Raw genomic sequence first — 25,730 nt, 5'->3', positions numbered from 1 at the left:
AATTTCTTCAGATAGGTTTAGAAATGTTTAAAGACGCAAGCAATATCTGAACAAAAAATAAATTCGGTACATTTACTTGCTAAGGTCTTAAAAGTATGATTATTGAATGACTTACAAAAGAGTTCTCTTAAAACTTAGTGGTGAAGCACTAATGGGTGAAAAACCTTATGGGATTGATCCTGCTATAGTTCAGTCAATTGCAGAAGACGTTTCAAAAGTAGTCGGAAATAATATTCAACTTGCAATAGTTGTTGGGGGTGGGAACATTTTTAGGGGACTTAAAGGCTCTGCAGATGGCATGGATAGAGCGACAGCTGATTATGTGGGCATGCTAGCAACAGTAATGAATGCGATTTCACTTCAAGATGGTTTGGAAAGAGTAGGAGTAGCAACCAGAGTTCAAACTGCAATAGAAATGCAGGAAATTGCAGAGCCCTATATTAGAAGAAGGGCCATGAGGCACCTAGAAAAAGGTAGGGTTGTTGTTTTCGGAGGTGGGTGCGGAAATCCATTTTTCACAACTGACACGACGGCAGCTCTTAGGGCAGCAGAGATAAATGCTGAGGTTGTCATGAAAGCCACCAAAGTTGATGGAGTATATAATTGTGATCCCAATAAATTTCAAGACGCAAAAAAATATACCAATCTCAGTTATCAACAAGTTCTTAGTGATGAAATCGCAGTAATGGACAGTACTGCAATTGCGCTTTGCAAAGACAATAATATCCCTATTATGGTATTTGATATATTCAAAAAAGGGAACATCTCTAAAGCTGTCGCTGGGGAGGCTATAGGTTCATTAATTAGTTAAAGCTTATTTAAATTTTTTTATTATGAAAGAACAAGAAATTCAAGAAAACATGAATAAAAGTATTGAAGCCACGCAAAGAAACTTTAATACTATAAGAACTGGGAGAGCTAATGCTTCATTGTTAGACAGAATAAGTGTTGAGTACTATGGTGCAGAAACACCAATCAAATCTCTTGCCACAATAAGTACTGTTGATTCACAAACAATTTCAATACAACCTTTCGATATTTCATGTTTGCAAGCTATAGAAAAATCTATTTCCATGAGCGATTTAGGTATTACTCCAAATAATGATGGTAAAGTAATAAGAATAAATGTTCCTCCCTTAACAGAGGAAAGAAGAAAGGAATTTTGTAAATTAGCTTCTAAATATGCAGAGGAAGGAAAAGTAGCTTTAAGGAATATTAGAAGAGATGCTGTTGATAAAGAAAAAAAAGACGAAAAAGATGGTCTTATTTCTATTGACGAATCAAGAGATAATCAATCTGAAATTCAGAAAATTACCAATAAATTTATTGCCTTAATAGAAACTAAATTATCCGAAAAAGAGAAGGAAATTCTAAAAGTTTGAAAGAATTTGATGTCGTAATAATTGGTGGAGGTTTATCAGGATCTTCTTCCGCTCTTAACCTATCAAAAAAAGGATATTCTGTTCTAGTTATTGAAAAAGAAAATTGCCAAGATTACAAACCATGTGCCGGAGGAATGGCGTCTTCAATGCAAAAATTTCTACCTTTAGACATAAAAGATTCCATAGAGTCAAAAATTAAGAATGTTGAATTCAGATGGAAGGCTTCTGATAATGTGACCGCTGATCTTACTGGTGAATCGCCTTTTTGGATTATTAAAAGAGAGAAACTTGATCAATTATTACTAGATGAATCCTTGAGGAATGGAGTTCAAATAATAAGGCCAGTATTAGTAGAAAAAATCATAAAAAAAAATGATAAATGGGAAATTACGTGCAATAACAAAAGAAAATATATATCTGAATTTCTTGTTGTTGCAGACGGATCTCAATCCAAATGGGCAGGATATTTCAAATTGGGGCCAAGAAAACCTAAATTTGCAAACACAATCTCACTAAGATTGAAAGGTTTAGGTGCAATTCCTAGAGATGCAGTTAGGTTTGAGTTTGGATTTATAAAATATGGATTTGCATGGGCATTCCCCCTAAAAGAGAGCTTAAATATTGGTTTAGGTACTTTTATAAATAACGGTCTTCTAGAAAATCAGACTATAAATAATCAAGTTATTAGAAGCTTCGGATTTGATGATTTGTCTTACAAAACAATTAATAAGAAATTGAGAATATGGAATGGCCTCCACCCAATAAATAATGATAAAGTTTTAGCGGTTGGAGATGCAGCCTCTCTATGCGATCCATTTTTAGCTGAAGGAATTAGACCTTCTTTAATTAGCAGTTTTTATGCTGCAGAATGCATAGATCAATGCCTAACTGGGAAAGTACATGATTTAAATCTTTACACAACAGAAATTAACAACAATTGGGGGAGATCAATGGCTTGGGGGAGAAGGATTGCGCAGGTCTTTTATAGATTTCCGAGAACAGGATATCAATTAGGTGTCAAAAGAAAAACAGCACCTAAACGTATTGCCCAAATATTATCAGGGGAAATGAATTATGAAGACATAGCAAAAAGAGTTATAAAAAGGCTTTTAACAAAGAGTGGGATTTAGTTTTTTTAATTAAAACTTAAATTTAGTTGGCAGAAATTAATTTATGATTTTTCATTTCTGATAATCTCTCTATTAGGAGTTCTTCTAATTCTTCTATAGCCTTACTGAATCCTGTGATACCTTCACTAAGCTTCTCACTGGCCATTTGATCTTCTAACATACTCAATCTAAAGTCTTTTTCCTCAAATTTATAGTCAATAGAATTATTTATTTTGGTACTTGCATCTAATTTCCTAATCAAAACTCCTTTTTCTCTTTTTAGTTCCTCTAGAAATTTTGGTGCTATTGTTAAAAGATCGCAACCTGCTAATTCTTTTATTTCATCAAGATTTCTAAAACTAGCTCCCATTACTTCTGTCTTGAATCCTTTTTCTTTAAAATACTTATAAATCTGCGTAACCGAAATAACACCTGGGTCTTCAGCACCTATAAAACTAGTTTTACCAGTTTTTGCTTTATGCCAATCTAATATACGACCAACGAACGGAGAAATTAAGGTTATATTTGCATTCGCACAAGTTACCGCTTGGCAGAAGTTAAAAAGTAAGGTTAAGTTGCATTTAATACCCTCTTTTTCCAAAATTTCAGCTGCTTTAATTCCTTCCCACGTTGCGGCAATCTTAATTAAGATTCTTTCCTTTTCAATGCCAAAATTTTTGTAAAGATTGATTAATTTTCTTGCTTTTTTTACCGTAGCTTCGGTGTCAAAGCTAAGTCTTGCGTCAACTTCTGTCGATACGCGCCCTGAAATAATTTTCAATATTTCTTTTCCAAAAAATACTGAAACTTGGTCAACAGTTTCTTTAATTAATTCAATTTCAGAGAATCCATTGGGCAATGTATTTTCTGAACTTTCTATAGCTTTATCAATTAATTTCACATAATCAGGGTTCTTAGCTGCAGCTAGTATTAAAGATGGATTAGTAGTAGCGTCCCTTGGCTGAAATTTTTTTATCGAATCTAAATCACCAGTATCTGCAACAACAACAGTCATTGAGGACAATTGTTCTAAAATTGATTTCATATCTAGATAATCATACGTATATATAAACTAGCTTTAATTCCTAATGAAATCATCAAATAATGAACTAAATATTTATATAAATGAGAAAATTTTAGAGTTTTTTAACAATCATTCCATGACCTTTAACCTTAGGAGGTATTTTTTCAATTACTATTAAACTCTCGATAATTTCTTTCGCAACTGGTACTGCAACAGTTGAACCATATGCATATAATTTTGATGGCTCATCAACGACAACAAGGACAACATATTTCGGATCATTTACTGGTAAGGTGGCGACAAAACTACAAACTTTTTTACTTGTATACACACCATTTAAAGCTTTTTGAGAAGTCCCTGTTTTTCCAGCTATTCTATAACCCTCAATTTTCACTCCAGATCCACTACCTTTATCAACCACGCTCTCCATCCATTCAAGAACAATTTTAGAGACCTCAGGAGAAAAAAATTGTTTTTTTGAGTTTTGATTTACTCTTTCTTTGAAATTTGAGGTTACATGGGGAGTAACTTCAAAACCGCCATTAGCTAGAGCCGCATGAAGTTGAGCCAATTTAAGTGGCGAGATTGAGAAACCCTTCCCAAAAGAAGCCACAGCAGGCTCTATTGATTGATTTACGAATAAATCTTTTCTCTTTAATTGGCCTGCAGTTGATTCATATAAGTCAGTCTCTAAATTTTTATTTATACCTAAATTCTTCAGCCAATCCCAATAAACTCTAGGCTCTAAATTTTGCATTATTTTTACCATCCCAACATTACTTGAAACCTGCAATACTTTTGGATAATCAATGTATCCATTACCTTTTTTATCCCAATTAGAAAGTGTCCATCCTCCAACATTAATCTTTCCGCTATCTTCAACTAAACCATCTTTTTGGATTACTTTTTCTTCTAACGCTAAGGCAAGATTAATAGGCTTAAAAGTTGAACCCGGCTCAAATAAATCTTGAGAATACCAACCTCTAAAGAGTTCAGAATCATACTGCCAAAATTTATTCGGATCATATGAAGGCACTGCAACCAAGGAAAGAATCTGACCATTATTAACATCCATAACCATGGCAAATCCCTTCTTTGCTTTCCATTTACTTATTTGCTTTGACAATGCATTTAATGACGCTTTCTGTAATTTTGAATCTATAGTTAGACCTAAACTCTTGTAATCATAAATAAAATCACCTGGAGCTGAATTATCAGGCAGAGGGGTGCCATCTCCTCCTCTTTTTATTAGATTACTTTTATTAAAAACTTTAATTTGATTATCCAAATGAAGCTCTAAACCTGCTGAACCTTTATTCTCATCATTAACAAAACCAACAAGATTGGAATAAAGTTCCCCTTGTGGATAATATCTTTGAGAGTATTTAAACAAATCAAGTCCGCTTATTTGAAGGTTTTTAATCTTTTCTGCTTTTTCTTCAGAAATTTTATCCAAAAGCATGATGCCGCTGCTTTTGTCATTAAATTTTTCCAAGAGTTTTTTATCTTTAATATCCAAAATAGGTGATAATTTTTTCGCAACTTCTTCAATGCTACGAACTTCTTTAATAGAATCACCAGGAAAATTAAAATATCTTGGATGAGCCCACAGCTTATAAAGGGGTTTATCGTAAGCAATGAGTCTATTATTTCTGTCAACAATCGATCTCCTTTTTTTCAAGGCGTTAGTTGTAGAAGATTGTATTAATCTCGCTTTCTTTTTCAAATCTGAGGCATTAAAGACTTGCAAGTTAACTAACCTACCAAACAAACAAAATATCATTAGCAAGCTAAAAATATAGAGTAATTTAAATCTCCTTTTATCAAGAGGTATAATTTGAACAATTTTTTTATATTTTCTCATCAATATCCCCTTTGATATTTGCTATCTCTTAAACCTTCAATTAAGCTTCTAAAATTTTTCTTGAAAAGACTTTCTTTTTTATCTTTAATTATATTGAGATAAATTAAATCTTCAGGTTTAGTCTTTCTATGAGTACTAATTGAATCAAGTTCGGTAATATAATACTGTTCTGTTTTAGAAATATAGTCAATGAGATTATTATTCATCGCTTGTGTTTTAGATAAAGTTTTATAAATATTTGACCATTTCCTTTGGCTTTCAAAAGACAAGAAAAATAATGTAAAAATTAAAACTAAGATAGAGATATTAATGGTGTCGAATATTTTATGCATTAATTGGATATTTATTTTAGATATTTTTTGTGAATTTTTCTGACTTTGGTATGAAACTTTTTTTTTAAAAAAAAGATTTTTTATCATAAGGATCCATCTATTATTTATTTTGGAATAAAAGAAGTGTTATAAATCAAATAAACATCTTTTGATTTGATTCGCAAGTAATAAAATTCAATTCTTTATGTTCTCAATAAGAACAAATTTAAAAAGGTCAATCCATTCCATAAAGAATGCATAATTACTGAAGATAGCAAACTCCCTGATGCAATTCTTGTAATTCCTAGTCCTATTCCTAGAACAAATAATGGCGGCATTTCTCCCAGACTTAAATGAGCTAAAGCAAAGATAAAAGCGGAAACTATGATGCCCAAAATTATTCCAAAATCTCTTGAAAGAGTTGGTAGTAAAATACCGCGAAATATAATCTCCTCAAATAAAGGAGCCAGTAGAGTTGTTGTTAAAAATAAAAGAATAAATGATAAATAATTATTATTATTAAGTACAATTTCAAGCAAAGGATTACTACCATTTTGATTATCGATCAGACTATTCATAATTAGAGAAATCAATAAAACAAAAGGAACAATTGTTAACCAACCTTTAATTCCTTGTATAATTGCGTCTTTTATTGGCAAAAAATTGAACTGAAAATAATCTTTTTTTAAACTAAATTCACCATTCAAAGATTTAATTTGATAATAAACTATCCATAATGGAGGAATAGCCATAAAAAGATATCCAAAGAAAATTTTCAGAGATTGAGACAACTCATTTGAGATATTTTTAGAAATAAGTTCAACTAAACTTATTGAAAACAAAGGTGAGACCACTTCTCCTAAAACAACAAATCCACCTGCAATTAATAAAACCATATCTATTAATTCTAAGTCTAAGGATTTAATTTCTTTCCACACAAATTTTTTCAAAGATATGGCTGTCCATAATGTTTTTAAAGCTAGTATAGAGCCAAGCAATATTGTCAAAAGTGGTATTAATCTAATGGCTAATATTTTTAAAAACATTTTGCTTGAAAATGATTTTGTTATTACTGAACTATCGTCAAAATCAAATTTCTTGCTTAAAAGGTGATATAAAAATCTATCCCTTTTAAAAAAATCAAACTTTTCAGAATTTGGATTATAAGAATTATTATTGGATTTTTTTTGTATCTCATCAATTAGTAAGTTATAGTTTTTATTCTCAAACTCTTTAGATCTATTCTTAAAGATTAAAGATTCATTTGATTCTAAAGAAATTATTCGAATTAATTTATTTCTTTCTGAAAGTTCATTAAATGAGACCTCAGAGAGTGAATTATTTATTTGATCAATAGGATCATTTGTGATAAAAAATTTTTTAAGGTTTGTTGGTATTGATTGGACCGCTAATTCAACAATTTCTTGTTCCTTTTGACTTATATCAAATGAAACAGATGGTCTACTCAAACTATCTCTTAACCCTTGTTGCCATACGAAGAAAGTTATGACAAGAGAAATTAAAGCTAATGAAAGTTTCGTTTTAGAAATATTTTTAAAGATCATAATTTATTATAAAGTTTAAAATTATAGTTAGTTTTCATTGAAATCTCTAATATTGATATACCTATTTTTATCACGCCATGAGATGATTAAATTATAATCATTCTCAAATTTATATAATGACTATAAGATTAGTTTTGGTTAGGCATGGACTAAGTAGTTTCAATGCAAAAGGATTAATTCAAGGACGGACAGATGATTCATTATTAACTGATGAAGGATACGAACAAGCACTCAAAGCAGGAAAAGCATTATCAAAAATAAACTTCGATAAAATCTATTCGTCACCTCTCGTGAGAGCTGCAGAGACTGCGAAAACAATTAAAGAAAGCTTCAACAAAGAACAAGAAATTACATTCGATAATAATTTGTTAGAGGTAGACCTTAGTGAATGGTCTGGTATAAAAATTGATGAAATAAAAAACAAATTTCCAGAAATTTATCCTATTTGGAAAAATGATCCAGAAAATCTTATTTTAAAAAGAAGTGACGGTAAAACATATAAACCAATTCAAGATTTATTTGAACAAGCAACAAATTTTTTAGAAAATATTTTGAGAATTTATTTAGACAAAGATGATGTAAATATTTTAGTAGTTGGGCATAATGCAATTCTAAGATGTTTAATCCTTTTGTCATTGGGAAAGCCTACCCAAGGCTTTAGAAAAATAAGATTAGAGAATGCTTCTTTTTCAATTCTCAATCTTTCAATTCATGGTAAATCTTTTAACACACAAATTGAATGTTTAAATCAAACATCTCATCTTAATAAAAACATTCCCAATCAAATTGGAGATTCAAGAATTTTCCTAATAAGGCATGGTGAAACAAACTGGAACAAAGAAGGTAGATTCCAAGGCCAAATTGATATCCCACTAAACGAAAACGGTAAAGATCAAGCGAGAAAGACTTTTGAATATTTGAGAAATATTTCTTTCAATAAGGCATTTTCAAGTTCAATGGATAGGCCTTACGAGACTGCACAAATAATTGTTCAAAATAATAAAGATTTAAAAATAGAAAAAATAGATTCACTTGTAGAAATTAGTCACGGATTATGGGAGGGTAAACTGGAATCAGAAATCAGAGAAAAGTGGCCTGTTTTGCTAAAAAATTGGCATGATAAACCTGAAGAAGTAATAATGCCCGAAGGGGAATCTATAAAAGATGTATCAGAAAGGTCCATAGAAGCTTTTGACAAAATTTGTCTATCTCAAAAAGATAATGATTTAAGCCTTGTAGTCGCTCATGATGCAGTCAATAAAACTCTGATTTGCAATATACTTGGGATTAATTATTCAAATATCTGGATGATAAAACAAGGTAATGGTGGCATAACTATAATTGACATTTTTAAAGATCCCAGTAAAGCCCCTGTAATTAGTGCTCTAAATATCACAACTCATCTAGGAGGTGTCATTGATTCAACTGCTTCTGGAGCGCTTTAAATTAAAACGCTTTTTAAAAAATTATTTTGATACAGTCAGATTTAAAATAAAGGCTTTAATTATTAAAAAAGCCAGCTTTACTAAGAGGCCAAAATCTTAAATAAGCTCTTCCAATAATCTCATTTTTGTGAAGAAATTTACTTCCAGGCCAATATCTTCCATCCCAGCTATTTGACCTATTATCGCCTAAAACTAAAAAATGATCTTTAGGAACTTTTATATTTTCAAATTCACCACATCTATTAAAAAGGGATAATGAGCACTTATAAGTTACATAAGGTTCAGGAATTAATTTATTATTTATTATTACTTCACCATTAGTATTTACACTTACAATTTCTCCAGGGAGCGCAACTACTCTTTTGATATAAGCATCGCAAGCTTGGTCCCTCAAACCAGGAATAAAAGACATTGGAGGAAAACTCATAAAAAAACAATATCTTTTGTTTGGTAACGGCTTAGATCTCGATGAAATTAGTTTTTCATCAAATGAGTAAGGAGATTTAAAAACTACAATATCTCCTCTTCTTGGTAAAGAGTTCCTCAGAGAGAACTTTTCAATAATTAACCTATCGTTTATTTGTAATTCTGGGAGCATTGAACCAGAGGGGATATAACGAGGTTCAGCGAAAAAAGATCTACAAGAAGAAACAAAAAAAGTTAGTAGAATTAGTAGACCCCATTCTTTTAAAAAACTTTTAATAGAAGAAGGCATAAATTTATTTAAGGATTGATTTTTTAACCTTACATAAATTGTTCGGCATATTCAATTTCGTTAAACCCTAGTATCACTTTTTTTTCTTCATAAACCAAAAACGGTCTTTTTATTAATTTACCATCACTTAAAAGAAGTTGAATTATTTCCTCTTTTGATAAAGAGTAAATATCAAGATTAATCGATTTAAAGGCTTTCCCTCTTGTATTAAAAATCCTTTTTTTATCAGGAGAGTATTGTTCTAAAGCTAAATTTAAATAATCTAATAGTGGAGGTTCTTTTACAATATCAATTAATTGGTATTCAAAATCTTTTTTATCAAGCCACTTAGCAGCTTTTCGGCAAGTAGAGCATTTTAAATAACTATAAAAAATTATTTTCTTCAATTTACTTTACTAATGGTTGATTTCTTAAGCACTTTAAAGCTTTTCTTTTTTAGGGGTGTGCAATTTTTCAATAGATTTTCAACTGCATCAAAATCCCTCCAACCATCAATTTGAACTGTTCTTCCATCAAGTCCTTTACTAGTTCTAAAAAATTCAGCAACATCCTCGAGTTGATTAGGAGCAATTTGCTTTATACTTACTATATTTGCCTGTCTAGGATTAGCCATAGGCACGCATAAAAGTTTTCCGTCATATGCACCACAATCATGCATGTCCAAAACTCCAATAGGTCTAGCTTTTATTAGACAACCAGCAAAAGTAGGTTCGTCCATTATCACCATCGCATCAAGAGGAGCTCCATCATCTGCAAGGGTATTTGGGATAAAACCATAGTCAAAAGGGTACCTCACAGAAGAATGAAGTACTCTATCCAATGCCATTATTCCTGCCTCAGAACAATATTCATACTTATTCCTACTTCCTGCAGGTATTTCAACAACAATATTTACTATTCCCTTCATTGGAGATGGAGGTATCGAACTAAGATCCATCTTTTTTAAAATCGTGATTAATAATTACCTCTTTCCCTTGAGAGAAAGGTCTTCCAATTAAAATGCCGATTGAAGGTAATAAAAATATCATAAAGGCAAAAATAATACCTAGAGATGTTATACATAAACTCCTTATACTTAAGGGGTCATCATCATCATCTCTTTCAAAATCACTTAAAGTAGATTTAAGAGAAGATTCTTCGCTTGATTTACTTTTTATAAAGTGCTTTGATTTTGTATAACTCAAGAACTCTTAATTGGTAAAGGTTAAGGAGATAATTGAACATAATTATCCTACATTCTAAATGTCAATAAATCAAAACATTGTTTATTGACTTCTTAATTATTCTTTTTCTAGTAATGACCTAATAGATTTTAATTCGTCTAATATTTGTACAAGTATGTTTTGAGCCGCCGAGGAAGGTGTATTAAATACCTCTACAGTTACTTCCTTAATTCTCAAAATATCTTTTGCAAATCTTGCTACTTCATTAGGATGGAATTTTAGCGGATCTTTTTGATCAGTTCTAAATTCGGGATTTAATTTTCTTGGATTAAAACTAGGGTTTAGATTTCTTAAATCAGTGTTTGTATAACGATAAACAGAGGCTCTTGATCTGTTTAAGAATTTTTGAACTTCATCAATACCTACTAATTCTTCTTCGTTAGAAATATTAGAATCTATATTTTCCATAACCTTAAAAAATGTTTTAGAAATAATGAACTTTTTAAAAGAGTTTGTACTTCATTACTGAAGAAGGTAGCAAAAAGAATATTTCAAGACTAGCGGCGTTGAGGGACTCAAGACACTTTTTATTTTTTTTTCATCTTAATTGATAAAATTAACTATTATTAAATTATTTTTTGTATGCGAGTAACCACCTCATTTCCTCTGGGGACACTTCGTGACACACCTTCTGAAGCTGAGATTATTTCACATCAATTACTTTTAAAAGCTGGTTACATTCGCAGAGTTTACAGCGGCATTTATGCATACATGCCAATAATGCTTAAAGTTATTGAGAAAATATCTAAAATAATAGAGATAGAACTCAATAGTATTGGTTGCACAAAATTACTCTTACCTCAACTTCATCCTGCAAATTTATGGAAAAAAAGTGAAAGGTGGGAAGGATATACTGCAGGGGAAGGAATAATGTTTAATCTAAAAGACAGACAAGGGAAAGAATTTGGTTTAGCTCCAACTCACGAAGAGGTGATAACAAGTATTGCATCAGAGATCATCAACTCCTATAAGCAATTACCTCAATGTTTTTACCAAATTCAGACAAAATTTAGAGATGAAATAAGGCCAAGATTTGGATTAATGAGGAGTAGAGAATTTATAATGAAAGATGGTTATTCTTTCCATTCTTCAGAAAAAGACCTGGCTTCATTTTATGAAAAGGTGGGCAATGCTTACGAAAATATTTTTAAATCTTGTGGACTAGAGACAGTAGGGGTTGAAGCAGATAGTGGAGCCATTGGCGGGGCCTCCTCCAAAGAATTTATGGTAACTGCAGATGCTGGGGAAGACTCCATCTTGTTTACTCAAAGCGGTTCATATGCTGCGAATATTGAAAAAGCTGTTTCCATTCCCTCTCAACCTATTCCATTAAAAAATAATATTTCAGGATGGATAGAAACACCTGAACAAAAAACAATTCTCGAAGTTTGTAAAAATAATAATTTAGACCCTAGTCAGATTATTAAAGTCGTAGTATTTCTTGCAAAGTTTGAGATTAAATCGGAGGTCCCAATTCTTGCTTGCATAAGAGGAGATCAACATATTAATGAAGTAAAGCTTTTTAACTTAATAAATAAACTTCATAGTTCCAACCTCCTGCATCTTCAGAAAATTGAAGACATAAAAATTATCGAAAAAAACCTAGTTAACTTTCCTTTAGGTTTTATCGGGCCAGACCTAGATAATGAAACTATTAAAGCGAGTTCTAATTGGGACAAAACATGGACGAGAATAATTGATCATTCTGCAAGTACTCTCTCAAAGTTTATAAGTGGTGCGAATAAAGTTAATTTCCACAAAGTTTTTCAGGAGTTTTCTTTTACTTCAAAAGATTATCTAATAGAGGATATTAGGAATGCTAAAAAAGGAGATAAAATAAAAATCAATGATAATGAAGAACTCAAAGAAAAAAAAGGTATTGAGATAGGACATATTTTTCAACTAGGACAAAAATATAGTGAAAAATTAAATGCTAAGTTTTCTGATAAGGATGGTCATTTGAAAAATTTATGGATGGGTTGTTATGGAATTGGAGTAACAAGAATAGCTCAAGCTGCTATTGAACAGAATCATGATCAAAAAGGAATTTGTTGGCCGATCCAGATTTCTCCTTTTGAAGTCATTATTATTCCAACCAACCTAAAAGATCAGATTCAAAGAGACCTTACAGAGCAAATATATAACAACTTTTTAGTTAATAAAATTGACGTTCTTCTTGATGACAGGGAAGATAGAGCGGGCGTGAAATTCAAAGATGCAGAATTAATTGGAATTCCTTTTCAAATAATTATTGGTAGAGATTCTATTAACAACGAAGTAGAACTTATATGCAGAACAAATAATACTAAATTTAAAATTAGTGCCCATAAATTGTTGGAAACATTTATTTCCGAATCAGAAATAATGTACAATAAAAATTCTTAAGGCAAAATTTTTGGGAGCTAATTATGTTACTAAAATGGACATCAGAATTAATTATTAAAAATCTCACCAAAGCTATATCTTTTTCACTCTCCTTTATTGTTATTTTTACATTATTCAATTCCCCTTCTATAGCTGCAAAAACCTCAATGACTGGTGACTATACAAAAGATACAATCTCAGTTGTTAAAACATTACAAATAGCAGTTGATACTCCAAAGGATTCTCCAAATAAAGATGAAGTAAGAAGTGAATCTCTTACCCTTATAACTGATTATATTTCTAGATACAGAAATAGAGGGATGGTGAACAAAACTCAATCATTTACCACAATGCAAACAGCATTAAATGCTATGGCAGGCCATTACAAAAACTTTGCAAGTAGACCTTTACCAGATAAACTTAAAGAGCGTTTAACCAAAGAATTTTCTCTTGCTGAAAAAATGGTTCTAAGAGAAAGTTGATACAATTCATTTACTTTTTAAAAGTAAACCAAGATTTTTGAATATATTAAATATTCGCACAAAAATAATGCTCTTCTAAAATTGGCTAATGTTGTTGTAATCGGGGCCCAATGGGGTGACGAAGGAAAAGGTAAAATAACAGATTTACTTAGTCGTTCGGCTGATGTTGTCGTTCGTTACCAAGGAGGTGTAAATGCTGGTCACACTATAGTTGTAGATGATAAAGTCTTAAAATTACATTTAATTCCTTCAGGGATACTCTATAAAAATAAAACTTGTTTAATTGGATCAGGAACAGTTGTAGATCCGAAAATCTTGCTGAAAGAAATTGATATGTTAATTGATAATGAAATTGACATCTCAGGATTAAAACTTTCATCAACATCACATGTAACAATGCCTTACCACCGAATATTAGATGAAGCTATGGAAGCTGATAGAGGCTCAAATAAAATAGGGACGACAGGTCGTGGAATTGGCCCTACATATGCTGATAAGTCGCAAAGGAATGGTATTAGAGTAAGAGATTTACTTAATAAGGAAAGATTAAGAGATGTTATCGAAATTCCATTAAGAGAAAAAAACGGTCTATTAGAAAAAATCTATGGTATTAAACCACTCAAAACAGAAGACATTGTTGAAGAATATCTTGACTATGGTGAAAGATTATCAAAACATGTAGTCGACTGTACTAGAACTATACATTCAGCCTCAAAAAATAAGAAGAATATTCTATTTGAAGGTGCTCAGGGGACTCTGCTTGACTTAGACCATGGGACATATCCTTTTGTTACCTCATCAAACCCTATATCAGGAGGTGCTTGCATTGGAGCTGGAGTTGGCCCTACGTTAATCGATAGAGTTATAGGAGTCGCAAAAGCATACACCACAAGAGTAGGTGAGGGCCCATTCCCAACGGAATTACAGGGAAGTATCAATGATCAACTCTGTGATAGAGGTAGTGAATTTGGAACCACTACTGGTAGAAGGAGGAGGTGTGGGTGGTTTGATGGAGTTATTGGTAAATATGCTGTATCTGTAAATGGTCTTGATTGTTTAGCAGTTACGAAACTAGATGTACTAGATGAATTAGATGAGATTCAAGTTTGCATTGCATATGATCTAGATGGAGAGCGAATAGACTACTTCCCTACAAATTCAGATGACTTAAAAAAATGCAAGCCAATCTTCAAGAAATTAAAAGGTTGGCAATGTTCAACTGCAAATTGTAGAAATCTATCTGATCTCCCTCAAAATGCCATGAATTACCTCAGATTTTTAGCTGAATTAATGGAAGTTCCAATTGCTATTGTCTCATTGGGGGCGAATAGAGATCAAACTATAGTAATTGAAGACCCAATACATGGACCTAAAAGAGCTCTTCTAAGATAATTTACTAAAAAATTAATGAGGACATCTTTTAGACATTTTGAACAAAATAAAATAGTTGACCTTGTTGGTTTGGGCAACGCAATAGTAGATATTATTGTCAATACTGAAGATGAATTTCTTGAGATCAATAATTTAGAGAAAGGATCAATGAATCTCATTAATTCTGATCAATCCCAGACATTGTTAAATAATTGCAAAGTTATCAAACAAATATCAGGGGGGTCCTCAGCAAATACGGTTGTATGTTTAGCAGAATTAGGTAATGATGTGCAGTTTATTGGAAGGGTGAAAAATGATCAATTTGGCAATTTCTTTTCTTCTGATATAAAAAAAAGTAAAACTACATTTAATACTCCACCAACTGAAGAAGGGGCGGCAACAGCTCATTCAATTATTTTGATTACTCCTGATGCTCAAAGAACTATGTGCACTTACTTAGGAGCATCAATAGAGTTTGAACCAAAAGATATTGATTTTAGTGTACTCAAAGAAAGTAAATACTTGTATTTAGAAGGTTATTTATGGGACAGCGAATTAGCTAAAAATGCTTTTCTTAAAGCCGCTCAAATTGCAAAACTATCTAATACAAAAATAATCCTTTCATTGTCTGATTCATTTTGTGTAGATAGACATCGAGAGAGTTTCTTGGAATTAATTGATAACTATGTAGATATAGTTTTTTGTAATGAATCTGAAGTTTTAAGTCTATTTAAAAAGGATAAATTAGCAAACTGCCAAGGAGACCTCTCGTCCTTATGTGAATTAGTCGTAGTAACTCTAGGTAGAAATGGTTCTCTAATAATTAATAAAAATGATGTCGAAGTAATTAAGTCAATAACGACAGAGAAGATTATTGATACTACAGGAGCGGGAGATATTTATGCCGGAGGATTTATTCATGGATTAATAAATAATTATTCCCTCAAAAAATGTGGAGAGATAGGCTCAATTTGTGCAGGGCAAATAATTACACAATTAGGATCTAGATCCAATATTGATCTTAAAAAATTAATAAGCTAGGTTTAATTAAATAGTCTTATTCATCCATTCATAATATTTAATCTCAGAATGGTATTTTTTGTAAATAATTTGAGGAATATCATATGTTGAAAATTTATGTAAGAAATCAATTAAATCATCTTTAAATTCTGGTTTGCTTTTTATTGTTATTTCAAACTCCTTAGTTTCTTCAATATCATCATTCCACTTATAAATTGAAGAAATTTGCTTCATAGAAACACAAGCCGCGAGCTTTTTTTGTATTAGTAACTTAGCCAGTCTCAAAGCATTTGTTTTACTTGATTCAGTTGTGATCATGACTATTACTTCCATAATGAATTAAACTTCAATATTTTTTATGTGATCTATCAAATTTCCGTATTGATAGAAAGAGTAAGAATTATCATTTTTAAATTTTGGCCTTTTAACCAAAAATAACTTCATCTTACTTCCAGAAATAATACTTTCCCAGTTTTTCTGAGAATAACTTCCAGATTCTCTGCATAGTACATAATCTATCCTCCAGAAATTACAAAGTTTTTTTTCTAAAAAGCCTTCCTCATTTTTCCTTGGTTCAAGTATCGCTATATTTGAATTTTTTATACATGATCCAAAAGCTTTGGTTATGCTTTCATAGGTTGGGAGTACTCTTGTAAAGACGTTTGCTTCACAATTCATATAATATTCAGCAGTATCGTTAAGAAATCTTGATCCTATTGCGAGAAGAATGTTCTTATTTTTTAGATCACCTTTATTTATGTCCTTTAAACCATCAATATAATTAATATTACTAGAGTTATTCATTAGAGATTTTCTCTCAAATACTAGAAGAGGTACATTAATTTCTTTACATGCTTTATTTAGATTCTCAGAAATTATTACGGCAAACGCATGAGTAGCATCTACAACGCATTTGATTTTATTTTTTTTTATGAAATTAATAATTTCGTCTTTATCATTTAATTTACCTGTAATGATATGTAACTTTGGATTTTCAATATAAGCTTGAGCCGCTCTATAAGTTAAAACACTTGCAAAAACTGAATAGTTAAGATCAAGAAGCCTACTAGCCATTACAGGTCCATCAGAAGTTCCTGATAGGATCCAAACATTTTCGTAGCAATTTTCTTGATTCTGCATCAGTATGTCTTTAATTAAATAGTAAAGTAATGAATCATTGTTTAATTCAAGCGGTAATTAATAGCGCTCCCCAAATGAGGTATACGCAAGAGAACCAGACTCCAATTGCAGAAATGATTGTTAATTTTAAAGGATTACGTAGTGAAGATCCAGCTAGAGAACTCAAGATTTTAGGTTGGGGAAATATTGCTCAAGAAATGATAGAAGAACTAAAAGAGGGGCAAAATATAGTTATTGAAGGACGTCTTAGAATGAATTCAGTTACTAGAAAAGATGGAACTAAAGAAAAGCAACCAGAACTAACAGCTTCAAAGATTCATAAAATAACGCCAGTTGACATTATTAAAACTGATCAAGAAGAAAATAATGGATCATTTGATAAGAAAGAAAACGCCAAGAATTCTAGTTGGGATAGCTCACCTTTAGTGCCGCAAGTTGACGAAATACCTTTTTAAATCAAATATCAACATTATTTTCTTGAACACTTATAATTAATTTGCTTATTTTTCTTTCAAGAGAAGCAAGTTCGCTTCTAATTTCTGGCCATTTACCCTTATCAAGATTTTCTAAGAGCCATGCCCTATCTTGATCAAGTTTTAAAATTAAATCGCCTTGATTTGCAGTATTAGGATCTTGCATAATACTTGTTAGAACATTTAAAAATCATACTACTAAATCACAATGAAGAAATACTTATCGCCTGGAAACTTAATCGTAACAACTGGAGGTATATTAGCTTTTGTTGGAATGACTGCTTATTTTACAGACTCAGTAAACTTAAGTGTACCTACTTTTTTTTATGGAGTACCTATTTTTCTAATTGGATTAGGTTTAAAGACTTCAGAGATACCTCCTGCAGAATTATTTGACAAGGCGAATTTTACGACAAATAGATTTAATAGGCCAAAAGAATTAACAGCACTAGTTAAAGATGTTACTAGATGGAGGTATGGGATAAAGGCTCATCTTGAGTCTTCATTAGAATCTTTAAATTTGTGGAACGAGGATAATCCTCCTCAACTAAAAGAAATAGAAGAAATTACAAAGGAAGAGAAAAATGGTCTCAGAATGCGTTTTGAATTAAATGCTGTTCCAATAGAAAGATGGATTGAGAAACAAGAAAGATTAAACAGGTTTTTCGTTAAAGGTCTTGAATCAGAATTTATCATCGACGATAATAAAAAAGAATTTGATTTTATTCTCTTTTATTAAATTTAGGTATATATTTGAAAAAACTAATTTCTTAATTCAATAAAGTTTTATTGATTTTTAATAATGAATGATTCTCAAAGAGTATCAATATTAAGCGAAGCACTTCCATATATACAAAGTTTCTCAGGTAGAAAAATTGTTATCAAGTATGGAGGTTCTGTTATGGAAAATGATAATTTAAAAAAGGCTTTTTTTAGAGATATAGCACTTTTGTCAAGCGTGGGAGTGTGTCCCATAGTAATTCATGGCGGAGGTCCCGAGATTAATAATTGGCTAAAGAAATTAGAAATATCTCCTAAATTTGAAAATGGATTAAGAATTACTGATCAAAAAACAATGGATATTGTTGAAATGGTCCTAATGGGCAGGGTCAACAAACAAATTGTAAAAGGTGTTAACAAAACTGGATCCCTAGCTGTGGGAATATCAGGTCTTGATGGAAACTTAATTCAATCCAGAGAATTAGGAGATGGGAGCCATGGGTTAGTGGGAGAGGTCACAAAAATTAATCCTGAAATATTAGATCCTCTTATTTCTAAAGGATATATCCCTATTATTTCTAGTATTGGATCAACCATGGAAGGTATTTCGCATAATATCAATGCAGATTTTGTCGCTGGAGAAATTGCTGCCGCAATAAATGCAGAAAAACTTATTCTTCTTACTGATACACAAGGCATTTTAAAAGAAAAAGATAACAAAAATAGTCTCGTTGAAAAAATGAATCTTAAAGAGGCAAGAAATTTTATTGATAAAAAAATTGTCACTGAAGGGATGATTCCAAAGACGGAATGCTGCATAAGAGCTTTAGCTCAAGGAGTCAAAGCAGCTCACATAATCGATGGACGAATAGAACATTCATTACTACTTGAGATTTTTACAAATTCCGGAATAGGCACAATGATAGTTGCTTAACTTATGAAAACTTATGAGCAAGTTTTAGAAACAGCAGAACTTGCTTTAGCTAAAGGTGAGTATCATTATTGTATTGAATTTCTTTTGACAAGAATCGATTCATTTCCTTTATCAAGTAAAGAGGGAGTAAATTTAAGAACAATTTTAATCACCGCTCTTTGTGGTACAAATAAAAAGGTGGAGGCAAAAAGATTTTGTAAAGAACTTCTAAAATCTTACGATAATAAGACGAGAGAAAATGCAAAATATTTGATGGAAGTCATAGATTCACCTGACATTAAAAAACCAGAAAATTGGAACGTTCAGTTTGAAAGCTACCCATCACAAAATAAAAAATCTCTTAACTCGCTTCGCAAAAAAAGAGAAGTATTGGAGAAAAAAAAATTTATCAATGTTACTGATACTCCAACTGGTGAAACAAAACCCTTTCAGAAGGGCTTTTCACTGATCATTTTTTTAATACTATTATTATTAATTCCACTCTTAAGTGGCTGCGTTAAAGTTGAGGATACTCTTGATCTTAGTGAACTTGATTCAATAACTAATAATCTAGTGATAGAAAGTAAATACATTAAAAAATTCCCTTGGCAAATAAAATTTGAAGAGAAAATGAAAAATATTTTCCCTGACGCAGAAATTGGACAAGAAGAATCAACTTTCTCTATGAAAAATAAAAATCTAGATCTAGAGAATACAAAGCAAGTTCTTAAAATAATCCAAAATACTGGAGGAGAGTTAGCGGGAGCATCAACAAATATAGAAATTAACTCTACTCAAAAAAACTTTATTTTTTTTAAAAAATACTTTTATAAGGTGGATTTAGATCTTAATTCAATTCAAGGTATTGATAATTTAGAACTCATTTTCAAAATCATTCACCCTAATAAAGCTAACCTTACTGGTAAAAATAATTCAAATTTAGAAATCACAAGGAATTTGATAATCTGGAATTTAAATCAAGGGCAGATTAATACTCTCGAATTTTCTTTCTGGAGCTTGAACAAACTTTTAATTGGGATATCTATTATTTTAATAATTATAATATTAGCTTATTCATTAAGATTCTATAGATTTAAATTAGGTACAGATTTACCTCAACTTCCATCAAAATAATTACAACTCTGCTGGATTAACATCAATTATTAAAAAAACATTTTTTGGAATAAGTTTCCATAATAATGATCTTTCAGGCAAAGGTATTTTTGAGCCTTCAGGCCCATGTATTAATATCTGCCATCTAAATTTTTTCCCGACTTTAGCAATTAAACTAGGAGCAGGGCCAATTAATTTCCAGTTATTTTTCTCACAAAAATTCAGTAGATATTTTGCTAATTTTATTGCAATAGATTCAGTTAATTCATAGTTTTCCCCTGATAATTTAAGAAGGCAAATTTTGCAAAATGGAAATAAATTAGCATCTTTTCTCAAGTTCGAATTTTCAATTAAAAATCTTTCATAATCTCTTTTTTGAAGATATGAAATTACAGGATGGTTAGGTTTATATGTTTGAAAAATAACTTTTCCTTTTTTTTGAGCCCTGCCTGCCCTGCCAGCTAATTGTAAAAACAATTGTAATGCTTTTTCTTCTGCCGAAATATCTGGACGATGAAGCAATCCATCTGCTGCAATAACTACTGAAAGAGTAATATTAGGGATATCAATCCCTTTTGCTAACATTTGAGTCCCAACAAGAATATCAGCATCACCTCTAGAAAACTTTGAAAGAATATCTCTATGACCATCCTTTCCTGAGGTTGTATCTCGATCAAAGCGAAGTACTCTTAAGTCAGGAAATTCTGCATTTAAAAACTCTATAACTCTTTGTGTCCCTATCCCAAAAGGTTTGAAGGCATTTGAATTACAATCTGGGCAACGATTGATCAGTCTCGATTTATGATCACACCAATGACAGCTTAACCATTTTTTTCCTTGTGAACCGAGATGTACCGATAAAGGAACGTCACAGTTTGGACAATTAACTAAATATCCGCAATTTCTACAACTCAAGAACCCACTATGCCCCCTTCTAGGGATCAAAATTATTGCCTGCTCATTCTTTAAGCGTAGTTGGGGAATCAATTGTAATAATTCATTGGATAAAATTTTCATATTTCCCTTCTTAAATTCATCTCGCATATCGATAATTCTTATTTCAGGCGCCTCTTTGCTTGATATCCTTTGAATCATTCGTACTAACTTAAAATTCTTTTCGAAAATACACTTTTTCCAAGTCTTCATTGATGGGGTTGCACTCCCCAAAATTAGCTTTGCAGAATTCCTTTTTACTATGTCAATAGCAATCTCTCTTGCGTCATAACAAGGCATAGGGCTATCTTGTTTATATGAAACATCATGTTCTTCATCCATTATTATTAATCCTAGATTTTTAATTGGAAGAAAAATTGAGGACCTCGTTCCTATTACTATTAGAGGTTCATTAGCACTAATAATTTTCTTCCAAACTAAAGTTCTATGACTAGAAGAACAGTTACTATGATATTCGCAAACAACATTATTAAATCTCTTACTAAATCTATCAATAAGTTGAGGAATAAGTCCGATTTCTGGTGCAAGTATCAAACAACTTTTTTTCTTAAGTAATTGATATTCAGAAATTCTCATATAAACTTCTGTTTTACCTGAACCTGTTTCGCCCCATAGGAGTAACGCATCTCCAGGTTTCATTGTTTGAAATTCCTGAAATGCAATTTTTTGCTCATTTGTAAGATTTGGTTTCTTCGTTGCAATATGATCATTTACAAAGAAATTAAATTTAGTATTTATTGTTTTTTTTCTTTTAGATTTAACCAGGTAATTTCTACTAACCAGTGACTTAATTAGAGTGTAATTAAAACCAGACTTTATTAACTCACTTTGCCAATTACCTTTTTCGGGCAAAGTATCTATTAATAAAAATTCTTTATTGGTCAATTCATTTTTTTTTATATCAAATTTTTTTTTGGTTTCAATCCATATTTGATCTTTTAAACCTTGAGGAATTTTCTTATATTTACCAATCCAGCCTGGCGGAAATGCCGTTTTAAACATTTTTAAATTACTAACCATATAAAAAGAAGCTAGGGACTCTATCCATTCACTCCAACAGTCATCAATTATTTTTTTCTGCAAAATACCTTCAACAAACAAATATCTTATACTTCTTCCTGCAGTATTATTTGCTTCATCTTTATTCATTGACGAAAAGTTCTCTTTGGAGATCACTAACCCATTCAATAATCTCCCTCTTAGTTTCACAATTACTATATCCCCAACTTCTACCCCAAGATTATTTCCATCTAAGTAGTAAAAGCTATCATTACTACTACCTATATCAAGCAAAATTTCCAATTTACAAGAGATATTTAATAACTGATTACTTGCCGGCTTCAAAACTTTTTCTTAGTATTGGATTGTTGAACATTCCACAAAGTGTTTTTTGCACATTGTAAGTATCCTGCTCTTAAGGGAGACATGAAGCTTTGATCATTGAATGAAAATTCAAAAACTGATCTGCCTGTCTGAGAAATCCCAAGACTTTTTACTTTAGGTAATCTATAGCACTATTTAAATTTTTCAACAATTTAAAAAAACTTTTTTTATTAATTTCTTGAAAAAGTTCTTTTACAAAGAAAAGGGGATTTTACTACTAAATGTACAAATTAGCCCTAAATAAAATTTTATCTAGTTAAATTCACCGTAGAAAGGAGTCAATCATGTGTCCAGTAGCAGCAGATTCAAAGAATTCCAAGCCTAGCTCAAAAAAAAAGATTAACAAAAAAATTAATTCCAATTTAGAAACAGTGGTTGAAGAAAATAGTAATATCAATAGTGAAAATTTAAAGGAATCTTCTTATTCAAACGAAAGCAGCTTAGAAAACAATAATGAATTTAGTGATTCTGAAGATGCAGATAAGGGCCTTGGGAACATAAAGCTTGGGCCAAAAGGTATATACACCGAAGATTCAATAAGAGTTTACCTGCAAGAAATTGGAAGAATTAGACTTTTAAGACCAGATGAAGAAATTGAACTTGCAAGAAAAATTGCTGACTTACTCCAATTAGAAGAACTGGCAACTCAATATGAGTCAGAAAAAGGCCATTTCCCTTCTGTTAGAGAATGGGCAGAATTAATAGATATGCCTCTTTCCAAATTTAGAAGAAGACTACTTTTAGGAAGAAGAGCTAAAGAAAAAATGGTTCAATCAAATTTAAGATTAGTTGTTTCCATTGCTAAAAAATATATGAATAGAGGTTTATCATTCCAAGATTTAATACAAGAAGGAAGTTTGGGTTTGATCAGGGCAGCAGAAAAATTTGACCATGAAAAAGGTTATAAATTCTCTACTTATGCTACTTGGTGGATTCGCCAAGCCATTACTAGAGCAATCGCAGACCAAAGTAGGACTATTAGATTGCCAGTTCATTTATACGAGACAATATCCAGAATTAAAAAAACCACAAAAGTTCTCAGCCAAGAATTCGGAAGGAAACCCAGTGAAGAAGAAATAGCTGAGAGTATGGAAATGACAATTGAAAAATTAAGATTTATAGCTAAAAGTGCTCAGTTACCTATTTCTTTAGAAACTCCAATAGGCAAAGAAGAAGACTCAAGACTTGGAGACTTTATAGAGGCTGATATAGAAAATCCAGAGCAAGATGTGTCTAAAACTTTATTAAGAGAAGATTTAGAGGGAGTCCTAGCAACTCTAAGTCCAAGGGAAAGAGATGTTCTTAGATTGAGATACGGAATTGATGATGGAAGAATGAAAACTCTTGAAGAAATTGGACAGATATTTGATGTAACTCGAGAAAGAATTAGACAAATAGAAGCAAAAGCCCTAAGAAAACTTAGACATCCAAATCGAAATGGGGTTTTAAAAGAATATATAAAATAATAATAGTTAAATATAATTTTCAGCTTTAAAAAGTTGCAAAATAATAGCTTAAAATAGATACGACTTAATTTTAATCCAAACTCAAAATAATATTTGATGACTAATTTTAAACTTAAAATAGCTAGTAGAAGAAGTAAACTAGCCATGGTACAAACTTTATGGGTTAAAGATCAACTAGAAAAAAATATTCCCAATTTAGAGGTATCCATAGAAGCCATGGCAACTCAAGGTGACAAAATTCTTGATGTAGCCCTAGCAAAAATAGGTGACAAGGGCTTATTCACAAAAGAACTTGAAGCACAAATGCTTGTAGGCCAAGCAGATATAGCAGTACATTCTCTAAAAGATTTACCAACAAATTTGCCTAGTGGCCTTAAATTAGGATGCATCACAAAAAGAGAAGACCCCGCAGATGCTTTAGTAGTAAGCAAAAAAAATGATTGCTATAAATTAGAAACTTTACCTGCAGGTTCAATTGTGGGGACAAGCTCTCTTAGAAGACTCGCACAATTAAGAAATAAGTACCCACATCTTAACTTCAAGGATATCAGAGGAAATGTTATTACAAGAATAGAAAAATTAGATGCAGGAGAATTTGATTGCATAATTCTTGCTGCCGCTGGTTTAAAAAGATTAGGCTTTGAATCAAGAATTCATCAGATCATACCAAATGAAATTTCCCTTCATGCCGTTGGACAAGGAGCACTAGGAATTGAATGTAAATCTGATGATAAAAAAGTTTTAGAAATTATAAGTGTCTTAGAAGATAAACCCACTAGTCAAAGATGTCTAGCAGAAAGGGCTTTTTTAAGAGAACTTGAAGGAGGATGCCAAGTTCCAATAGGCGTAAATAGTAGTATTCAAAATGAACAACTTTACCTTACTGGAATGGTAGCCTCTCTTGATGGAGAAAGGCTGATTAAAGATCAATATATTGGCAATATTGATGATCCTGAACAAGTAGGCAAAGAACTAGCTAAGAAACTAAAGCTCCAAGGGGCTGACAAAATACTGAGCGAAATCTTTGAACAATTTAGGGAGAACTGAAATTAATTAATTAATTTAGGATCAATTTCCTTTTTATATCTATCTTCGCAATCTTTAATTACTTTAACAGCTTCTTTTATCCCGAAAAAACCATTTACAGTACATGTCCCAGGTTTTTTTAGATCCTTATAATGTTCCCAATAATACTTTGTTTCTTTTATCCAATGCTCTCCAAGGTCTTCAAAACTTGAGATATGATCCATTCTTTTATCATCTGCCAGAACTGCTATAACCTTATCATCTACCTCTCCACCATCATCAAATTTCATCACCCCAATAATCCGTGCCTCCACTATAGATCCAGGTATCAATGGCTCAGTTACGCCAACAATTTCCACATCAAGTGGATCTCCATCTTCATCCCATGTCCTCGGTATACATCCATAAGCAAAGGGATAGGCGAGAGAAGAATAACCAACTCTATCAAGTTTAAGATGACCCGTTTCTGTAATTAATTCATATTTATTTATCGTATTAGAATTTAATTCAACGATAGTATTTACTATTGAATTTGAGTTATCAGTGAAAGCATTTAGTATATGCAATAAATTTGGTGTAACCCTACTTGGGGGTTGATTAAGATTTGCCATCAAAAAATTATTTTTGTTTATCTTACATCCTTACACTCAACTAAATTCTTCAAAAG

At 31.5% G+C, this 25,730-nt stretch carries 28 protein-coding genes; 14 read left to right on the top strand and 14 right to left on the bottom strand.

Features of this window, described 5'->3' with window-relative positions; translation table 11 throughout:
- Nucleotides 1-106: 106 nt before the first annotated feature.
- From pyrH to PMT9312_RS02675, 3 genes are read left to right on the top strand one after another with little or no spacing between them, the layout of a single operon-like run.
- Nucleotides 107-811, top strand: coding sequence for a UMP kinase (gene pyrH / locus PMT9312_RS02685; RefSeq protein WP_011376081.1), 705 nt, complete (start codon nt 107-109; stop codon nt 809-811).
- 22 nt (nt 812-833) lie between these two features.
- A complete protein-coding gene (frr, locus tag PMT9312_RS02680) occupies nt 834-1,382 on the top strand; it encodes a ribosome recycling factor (protein WP_011376080.1) in 549 nt (182 codons plus the stop codon).
- The gene (locus tag PMT9312_RS02675) at nt 1,379-2,512 is read left to right on the top strand and encodes an NAD(P)/FAD-dependent oxidoreductase (protein ID WP_011376079.1); all 1,134 of its coding nucleotides are present in this window, start codon (nt 1,379-1,381) and stop codon (nt 2,510-2,512) included. The genes frr and PMT9312_RS02675 overlap by 4 nt, the downstream gene beginning before the upstream one ends.
- Before the next feature lie 22 nt (nt 2,513-2,534).
- Here PMT9312_RS02675 and tal read toward each other — a convergent pair whose 3' ends face one another.
- The 4 genes from tal to PMT9312_RS02655 form a co-directional block, all read right to left on the bottom strand.
- Nucleotides 2,535-3,536, bottom strand: a complete 1,002-nt coding sequence (tal, locus tag PMT9312_RS02670; RefSeq protein WP_011376078.1) for a transaldolase — start codon at nt 3,534-3,536, stop codon at nt 2,535-2,537.
- Between the two features lie 91 nt (nt 3,537-3,627).
- Entirely contained in the window at nt 3,628-5,379 is a 1,752-nt protein-coding gene (locus tag PMT9312_RS02665) for a peptidoglycan D,D-transpeptidase FtsI family protein (protein WP_011376077.1), read from the bottom strand.
- On the bottom strand, nt 5,379-5,711 hold the full coding sequence (locus PMT9312_RS02660) for a hypothetical protein (protein WP_225866672.1): 333 nt from the start codon (nt 5,709-5,711) through the stop codon (nt 5,379-5,381). The genes PMT9312_RS02665 and PMT9312_RS02660 overlap by 1 nt, the downstream gene beginning before the upstream one ends.
- Before the next feature lie 182 nt (nt 5,712-5,893).
- Entirely contained in the window at nt 5,894-7,255 is a 1,362-nt protein-coding gene (locus PMT9312_RS02655) for a CPBP family intramembrane glutamic endopeptidase (protein WP_011376075.1), read from the bottom strand.
- Between the two features lie 116 nt (nt 7,256-7,371).
- On the opposite strand from PMT9312_RS02655, the gene PMT9312_RS02650 reads away from it, so the two are divergent.
- A complete protein-coding gene (locus tag PMT9312_RS02650; protein ID WP_011376074.1) occupies nt 7,372-8,700 on the top strand; it encodes a histidine phosphatase family protein in 1,329 nt (442 codons plus the stop codon).
- Nucleotides 8,701-8,755: 55 nt separating this feature from the next.
- Here the strand turns inward: PMT9312_RS02650 and lepB are convergent, their stop codons facing one another.
- The 5 genes from lepB to PMT9312_RS02625 all read right to left on the bottom strand — a co-directional run bounded on the left by lepB (nt 8,756) and on the right by PMT9312_RS02625 (nt 11,046).
- Nucleotides 8,756-9,415: a signal peptidase I gene (gene lepB / locus PMT9312_RS02645; RefSeq protein WP_011376073.1), complete on the bottom strand. Its 660-nt coding sequence runs from the start codon at nt 9,413-9,415 to the stop codon at nt 8,756-8,758.
- Nucleotides 9,416-9,444: 29 nt separating this feature from the next.
- Entirely contained in the window at nt 9,445-9,801 is a 357-nt protein-coding gene (locus PMT9312_RS02640) for a Spx/MgsR family RNA polymerase-binding regulatory protein (RefSeq protein ID WP_011376072.1), read from the bottom strand.
- The gene (locus PMT9312_RS02635) at nt 9,798-10,352 is read right to left on the bottom strand and encodes an inorganic diphosphatase (protein WP_011376071.1); all 555 of its coding nucleotides are present in this window, start codon (nt 10,350-10,352) and stop codon (nt 9,798-9,800) included. Before PMT9312_RS02635 ends, PMT9312_RS02640 begins: the two co-directional genes overlap by 4 nt.
- Nucleotides 10,342-10,599 (bottom strand): hypothetical protein, encoded by a 258-nt coding sequence (locus PMT9312_RS02630; protein WP_011376070.1) that lies wholly within the window; start codon nt 10,597-10,599, stop codon nt 10,342-10,344. Before PMT9312_RS02630 ends, PMT9312_RS02635 begins: the two co-directional genes overlap by 11 nt.
- A gap of 96 nt (nt 10,600-10,695) precedes the next feature.
- Nucleotides 10,696-11,046 carry a hypothetical protein gene (locus PMT9312_RS02625; protein ID WP_011376069.1) on the bottom strand — a complete coding sequence of 117 codons (351 nt, stop codon included), beginning with the start codon at nt 11,044-11,046 and terminating at the stop codon, nt 10,696-10,698.
- A gap of 174 nt (nt 11,047-11,220) precedes the next feature.
- Here PMT9312_RS02625 and PMT9312_RS02620 point away from each other — a divergent pair, with 174 nt between their 5' ends.
- The 4 genes from PMT9312_RS02620 to PMT9312_RS02605 all read left to right on the top strand — a co-directional run bounded on the left by PMT9312_RS02620 (nt 11,221) and on the right by PMT9312_RS02605 (nt 15,896).
- On the top strand, nt 11,221-13,023 hold the full coding sequence (locus PMT9312_RS02620; RefSeq protein ID WP_011376068.1) for a proline--tRNA ligase: 1,803 nt from the start codon (nt 11,221-11,223) through the stop codon (nt 13,021-13,023).
- Nucleotides 13,024-13,046: 23 nt separating this feature from the next.
- Complete coding sequence (psb27, locus tag PMT9312_RS02615; RefSeq protein WP_011376067.1) at nt 13,047-13,484, top strand: photosystem II protein Psb27; 438 nt, start codon at nt 13,047-13,049, stop codon at nt 13,482-13,484.
- Nucleotides 13,485-13,565: 81 nt separating this feature from the next.
- Nucleotides 13,566-14,876 (top strand): adenylosuccinate synthase, encoded by a 1,311-nt coding sequence (locus PMT9312_RS02610; protein ID WP_011376066.1) that lies wholly within the window; start codon nt 13,566-13,568, stop codon nt 14,874-14,876.
- Nucleotides 14,877-14,891: 15 nt separating this feature from the next.
- The gene (locus PMT9312_RS02605) at nt 14,892-15,896 is read left to right on the top strand and encodes an adenosine kinase (protein ID WP_011376065.1); all 1,005 of its coding nucleotides are present in this window, start codon (nt 14,892-14,894) and stop codon (nt 15,894-15,896) included.
- A 6-nt stretch (nt 15,897-15,902) separates the two neighbouring features.
- Here the strand turns inward: PMT9312_RS02605 and cutA are convergent, their stop codons facing one another.
- Nucleotides 15,903-16,208, bottom strand: coding sequence for a divalent-cation tolerance protein CutA (gene cutA, locus PMT9312_RS02600; protein ID WP_011376064.1), 306 nt, complete (start codon nt 16,206-16,208; stop codon nt 15,903-15,905).
- 6 nt (nt 16,209-16,214) lie between these two features.
- Complete coding sequence (locus tag PMT9312_RS02595; protein ID WP_011376063.1) at nt 16,215-17,015, bottom strand: precorrin-6A/cobalt-precorrin-6A reductase; 801 nt, start codon at nt 17,013-17,015, stop codon at nt 16,215-16,217.
- Between the two features lie 29 nt (nt 17,016-17,044).
- Between PMT9312_RS02595 and PMT9312_RS02590 the strand changes: the two genes are divergently transcribed.
- Nucleotides 17,045-17,470 (top strand): single-stranded DNA-binding protein, encoded by a 426-nt coding sequence (locus PMT9312_RS02590; RefSeq protein WP_011376062.1) that lies wholly within the window; start codon nt 17,045-17,047, stop codon nt 17,468-17,470.
- Nucleotide 17,471: 1 nt separating this feature from the next.
- Here the strand turns inward: PMT9312_RS02590 and PMT9312_RS02585 are convergent, their stop codons facing one another.
- The gene (locus PMT9312_RS02585) at nt 17,472-17,654 is read right to left on the bottom strand and encodes a hypothetical protein (RefSeq protein ID WP_011376061.1); all 183 of its coding nucleotides are present in this window, start codon (nt 17,652-17,654) and stop codon (nt 17,472-17,474) included.
- Nucleotides 17,655-17,696: 42 nt separating this feature from the next.
- Between PMT9312_RS02585 and PMT9312_RS02580 the strand changes: the two genes are divergently transcribed.
- From PMT9312_RS02580 to PMT9312_RS02570, 3 genes are all read left to right on the top strand, one after another.
- Nucleotides 17,697-18,227 carry a DUF2854 domain-containing protein gene (locus tag PMT9312_RS02580; protein WP_011376060.1) on the top strand — a complete coding sequence of 177 codons (531 nt, stop codon included), beginning with the start codon at nt 17,697-17,699 and terminating at the stop codon, nt 18,225-18,227.
- 63 nt (nt 18,228-18,290) lie between these two features.
- Nucleotides 18,291-19,142 carry an acetylglutamate kinase gene (gene argB / locus PMT9312_RS02575; protein WP_011376059.1) on the top strand — a complete coding sequence of 284 codons (852 nt, stop codon included), beginning with the start codon at nt 18,291-18,293 and terminating at the stop codon, nt 19,140-19,142.
- A gap of 3 nt (nt 19,143-19,145) precedes the next feature.
- Nucleotides 19,146-20,255, top strand: a complete 1,110-nt coding sequence (locus PMT9312_RS02570; protein WP_011376058.1) for a DUF3153 domain-containing protein — start codon at nt 19,146-19,148, stop codon at nt 20,253-20,255.
- Here PMT9312_RS02570 and priA read toward each other — a convergent pair whose 3' ends face one another.
- The gene (priA, locus tag PMT9312_RS02565) at nt 20,256-22,532 is read right to left on the bottom strand and encodes a replication restart helicase PriA (protein ID WP_011376057.1); all 2,277 of its coding nucleotides are present in this window, start codon (nt 22,530-22,532) and stop codon (nt 20,256-20,258) included.
- 323 nt (nt 22,533-22,855) lie between these two features.
- On the opposite strand from priA, the gene rpoD reads away from it, so the two are divergent.
- Together rpoD and hemC are read left to right on the top strand one after the other, a co-directional pair.
- On the top strand, nt 22,856-24,037 hold the full coding sequence (rpoD, locus tag PMT9312_RS02560) for an RNA polymerase sigma factor RpoD (protein WP_011376056.1): 1,182 nt from the start codon (nt 22,856-22,858) through the stop codon (nt 24,035-24,037).
- A gap of 96 nt (nt 24,038-24,133) precedes the next feature.
- A complete protein-coding gene (gene hemC / locus PMT9312_RS02555) occupies nt 24,134-25,084 on the top strand; it encodes a hydroxymethylbilane synthase (protein ID WP_011376055.1) in 951 nt (316 codons plus the stop codon).
- Between the two features lie 2 nt (nt 25,085-25,086).
- Here hemC and PMT9312_RS02550 read toward each other — a convergent pair whose 3' ends face one another.
- Entirely contained in the window at nt 25,087-25,674 is a 588-nt protein-coding gene (locus PMT9312_RS02550; protein WP_011376054.1) for an inorganic diphosphatase, read from the bottom strand.
- Nucleotides 25,675-25,730: the final 56 nt, after the last annotated feature.

The sequence above is a fragment of the Prochlorococcus marinus str. MIT 9312 genome, from assembly GCF_000012645.1.
GTDB classification, from domain to species: Bacteria; Cyanobacteriota; Cyanobacteriia; order PCC-6307; family Cyanobiaceae; genus Prochlorococcus_A; species Prochlorococcus_A marinus_L.
The sequence above is the reverse complement of the archived record's forward strand: the minus strand, read 5'-3'. Positions and strand labels throughout refer to the sequence as shown.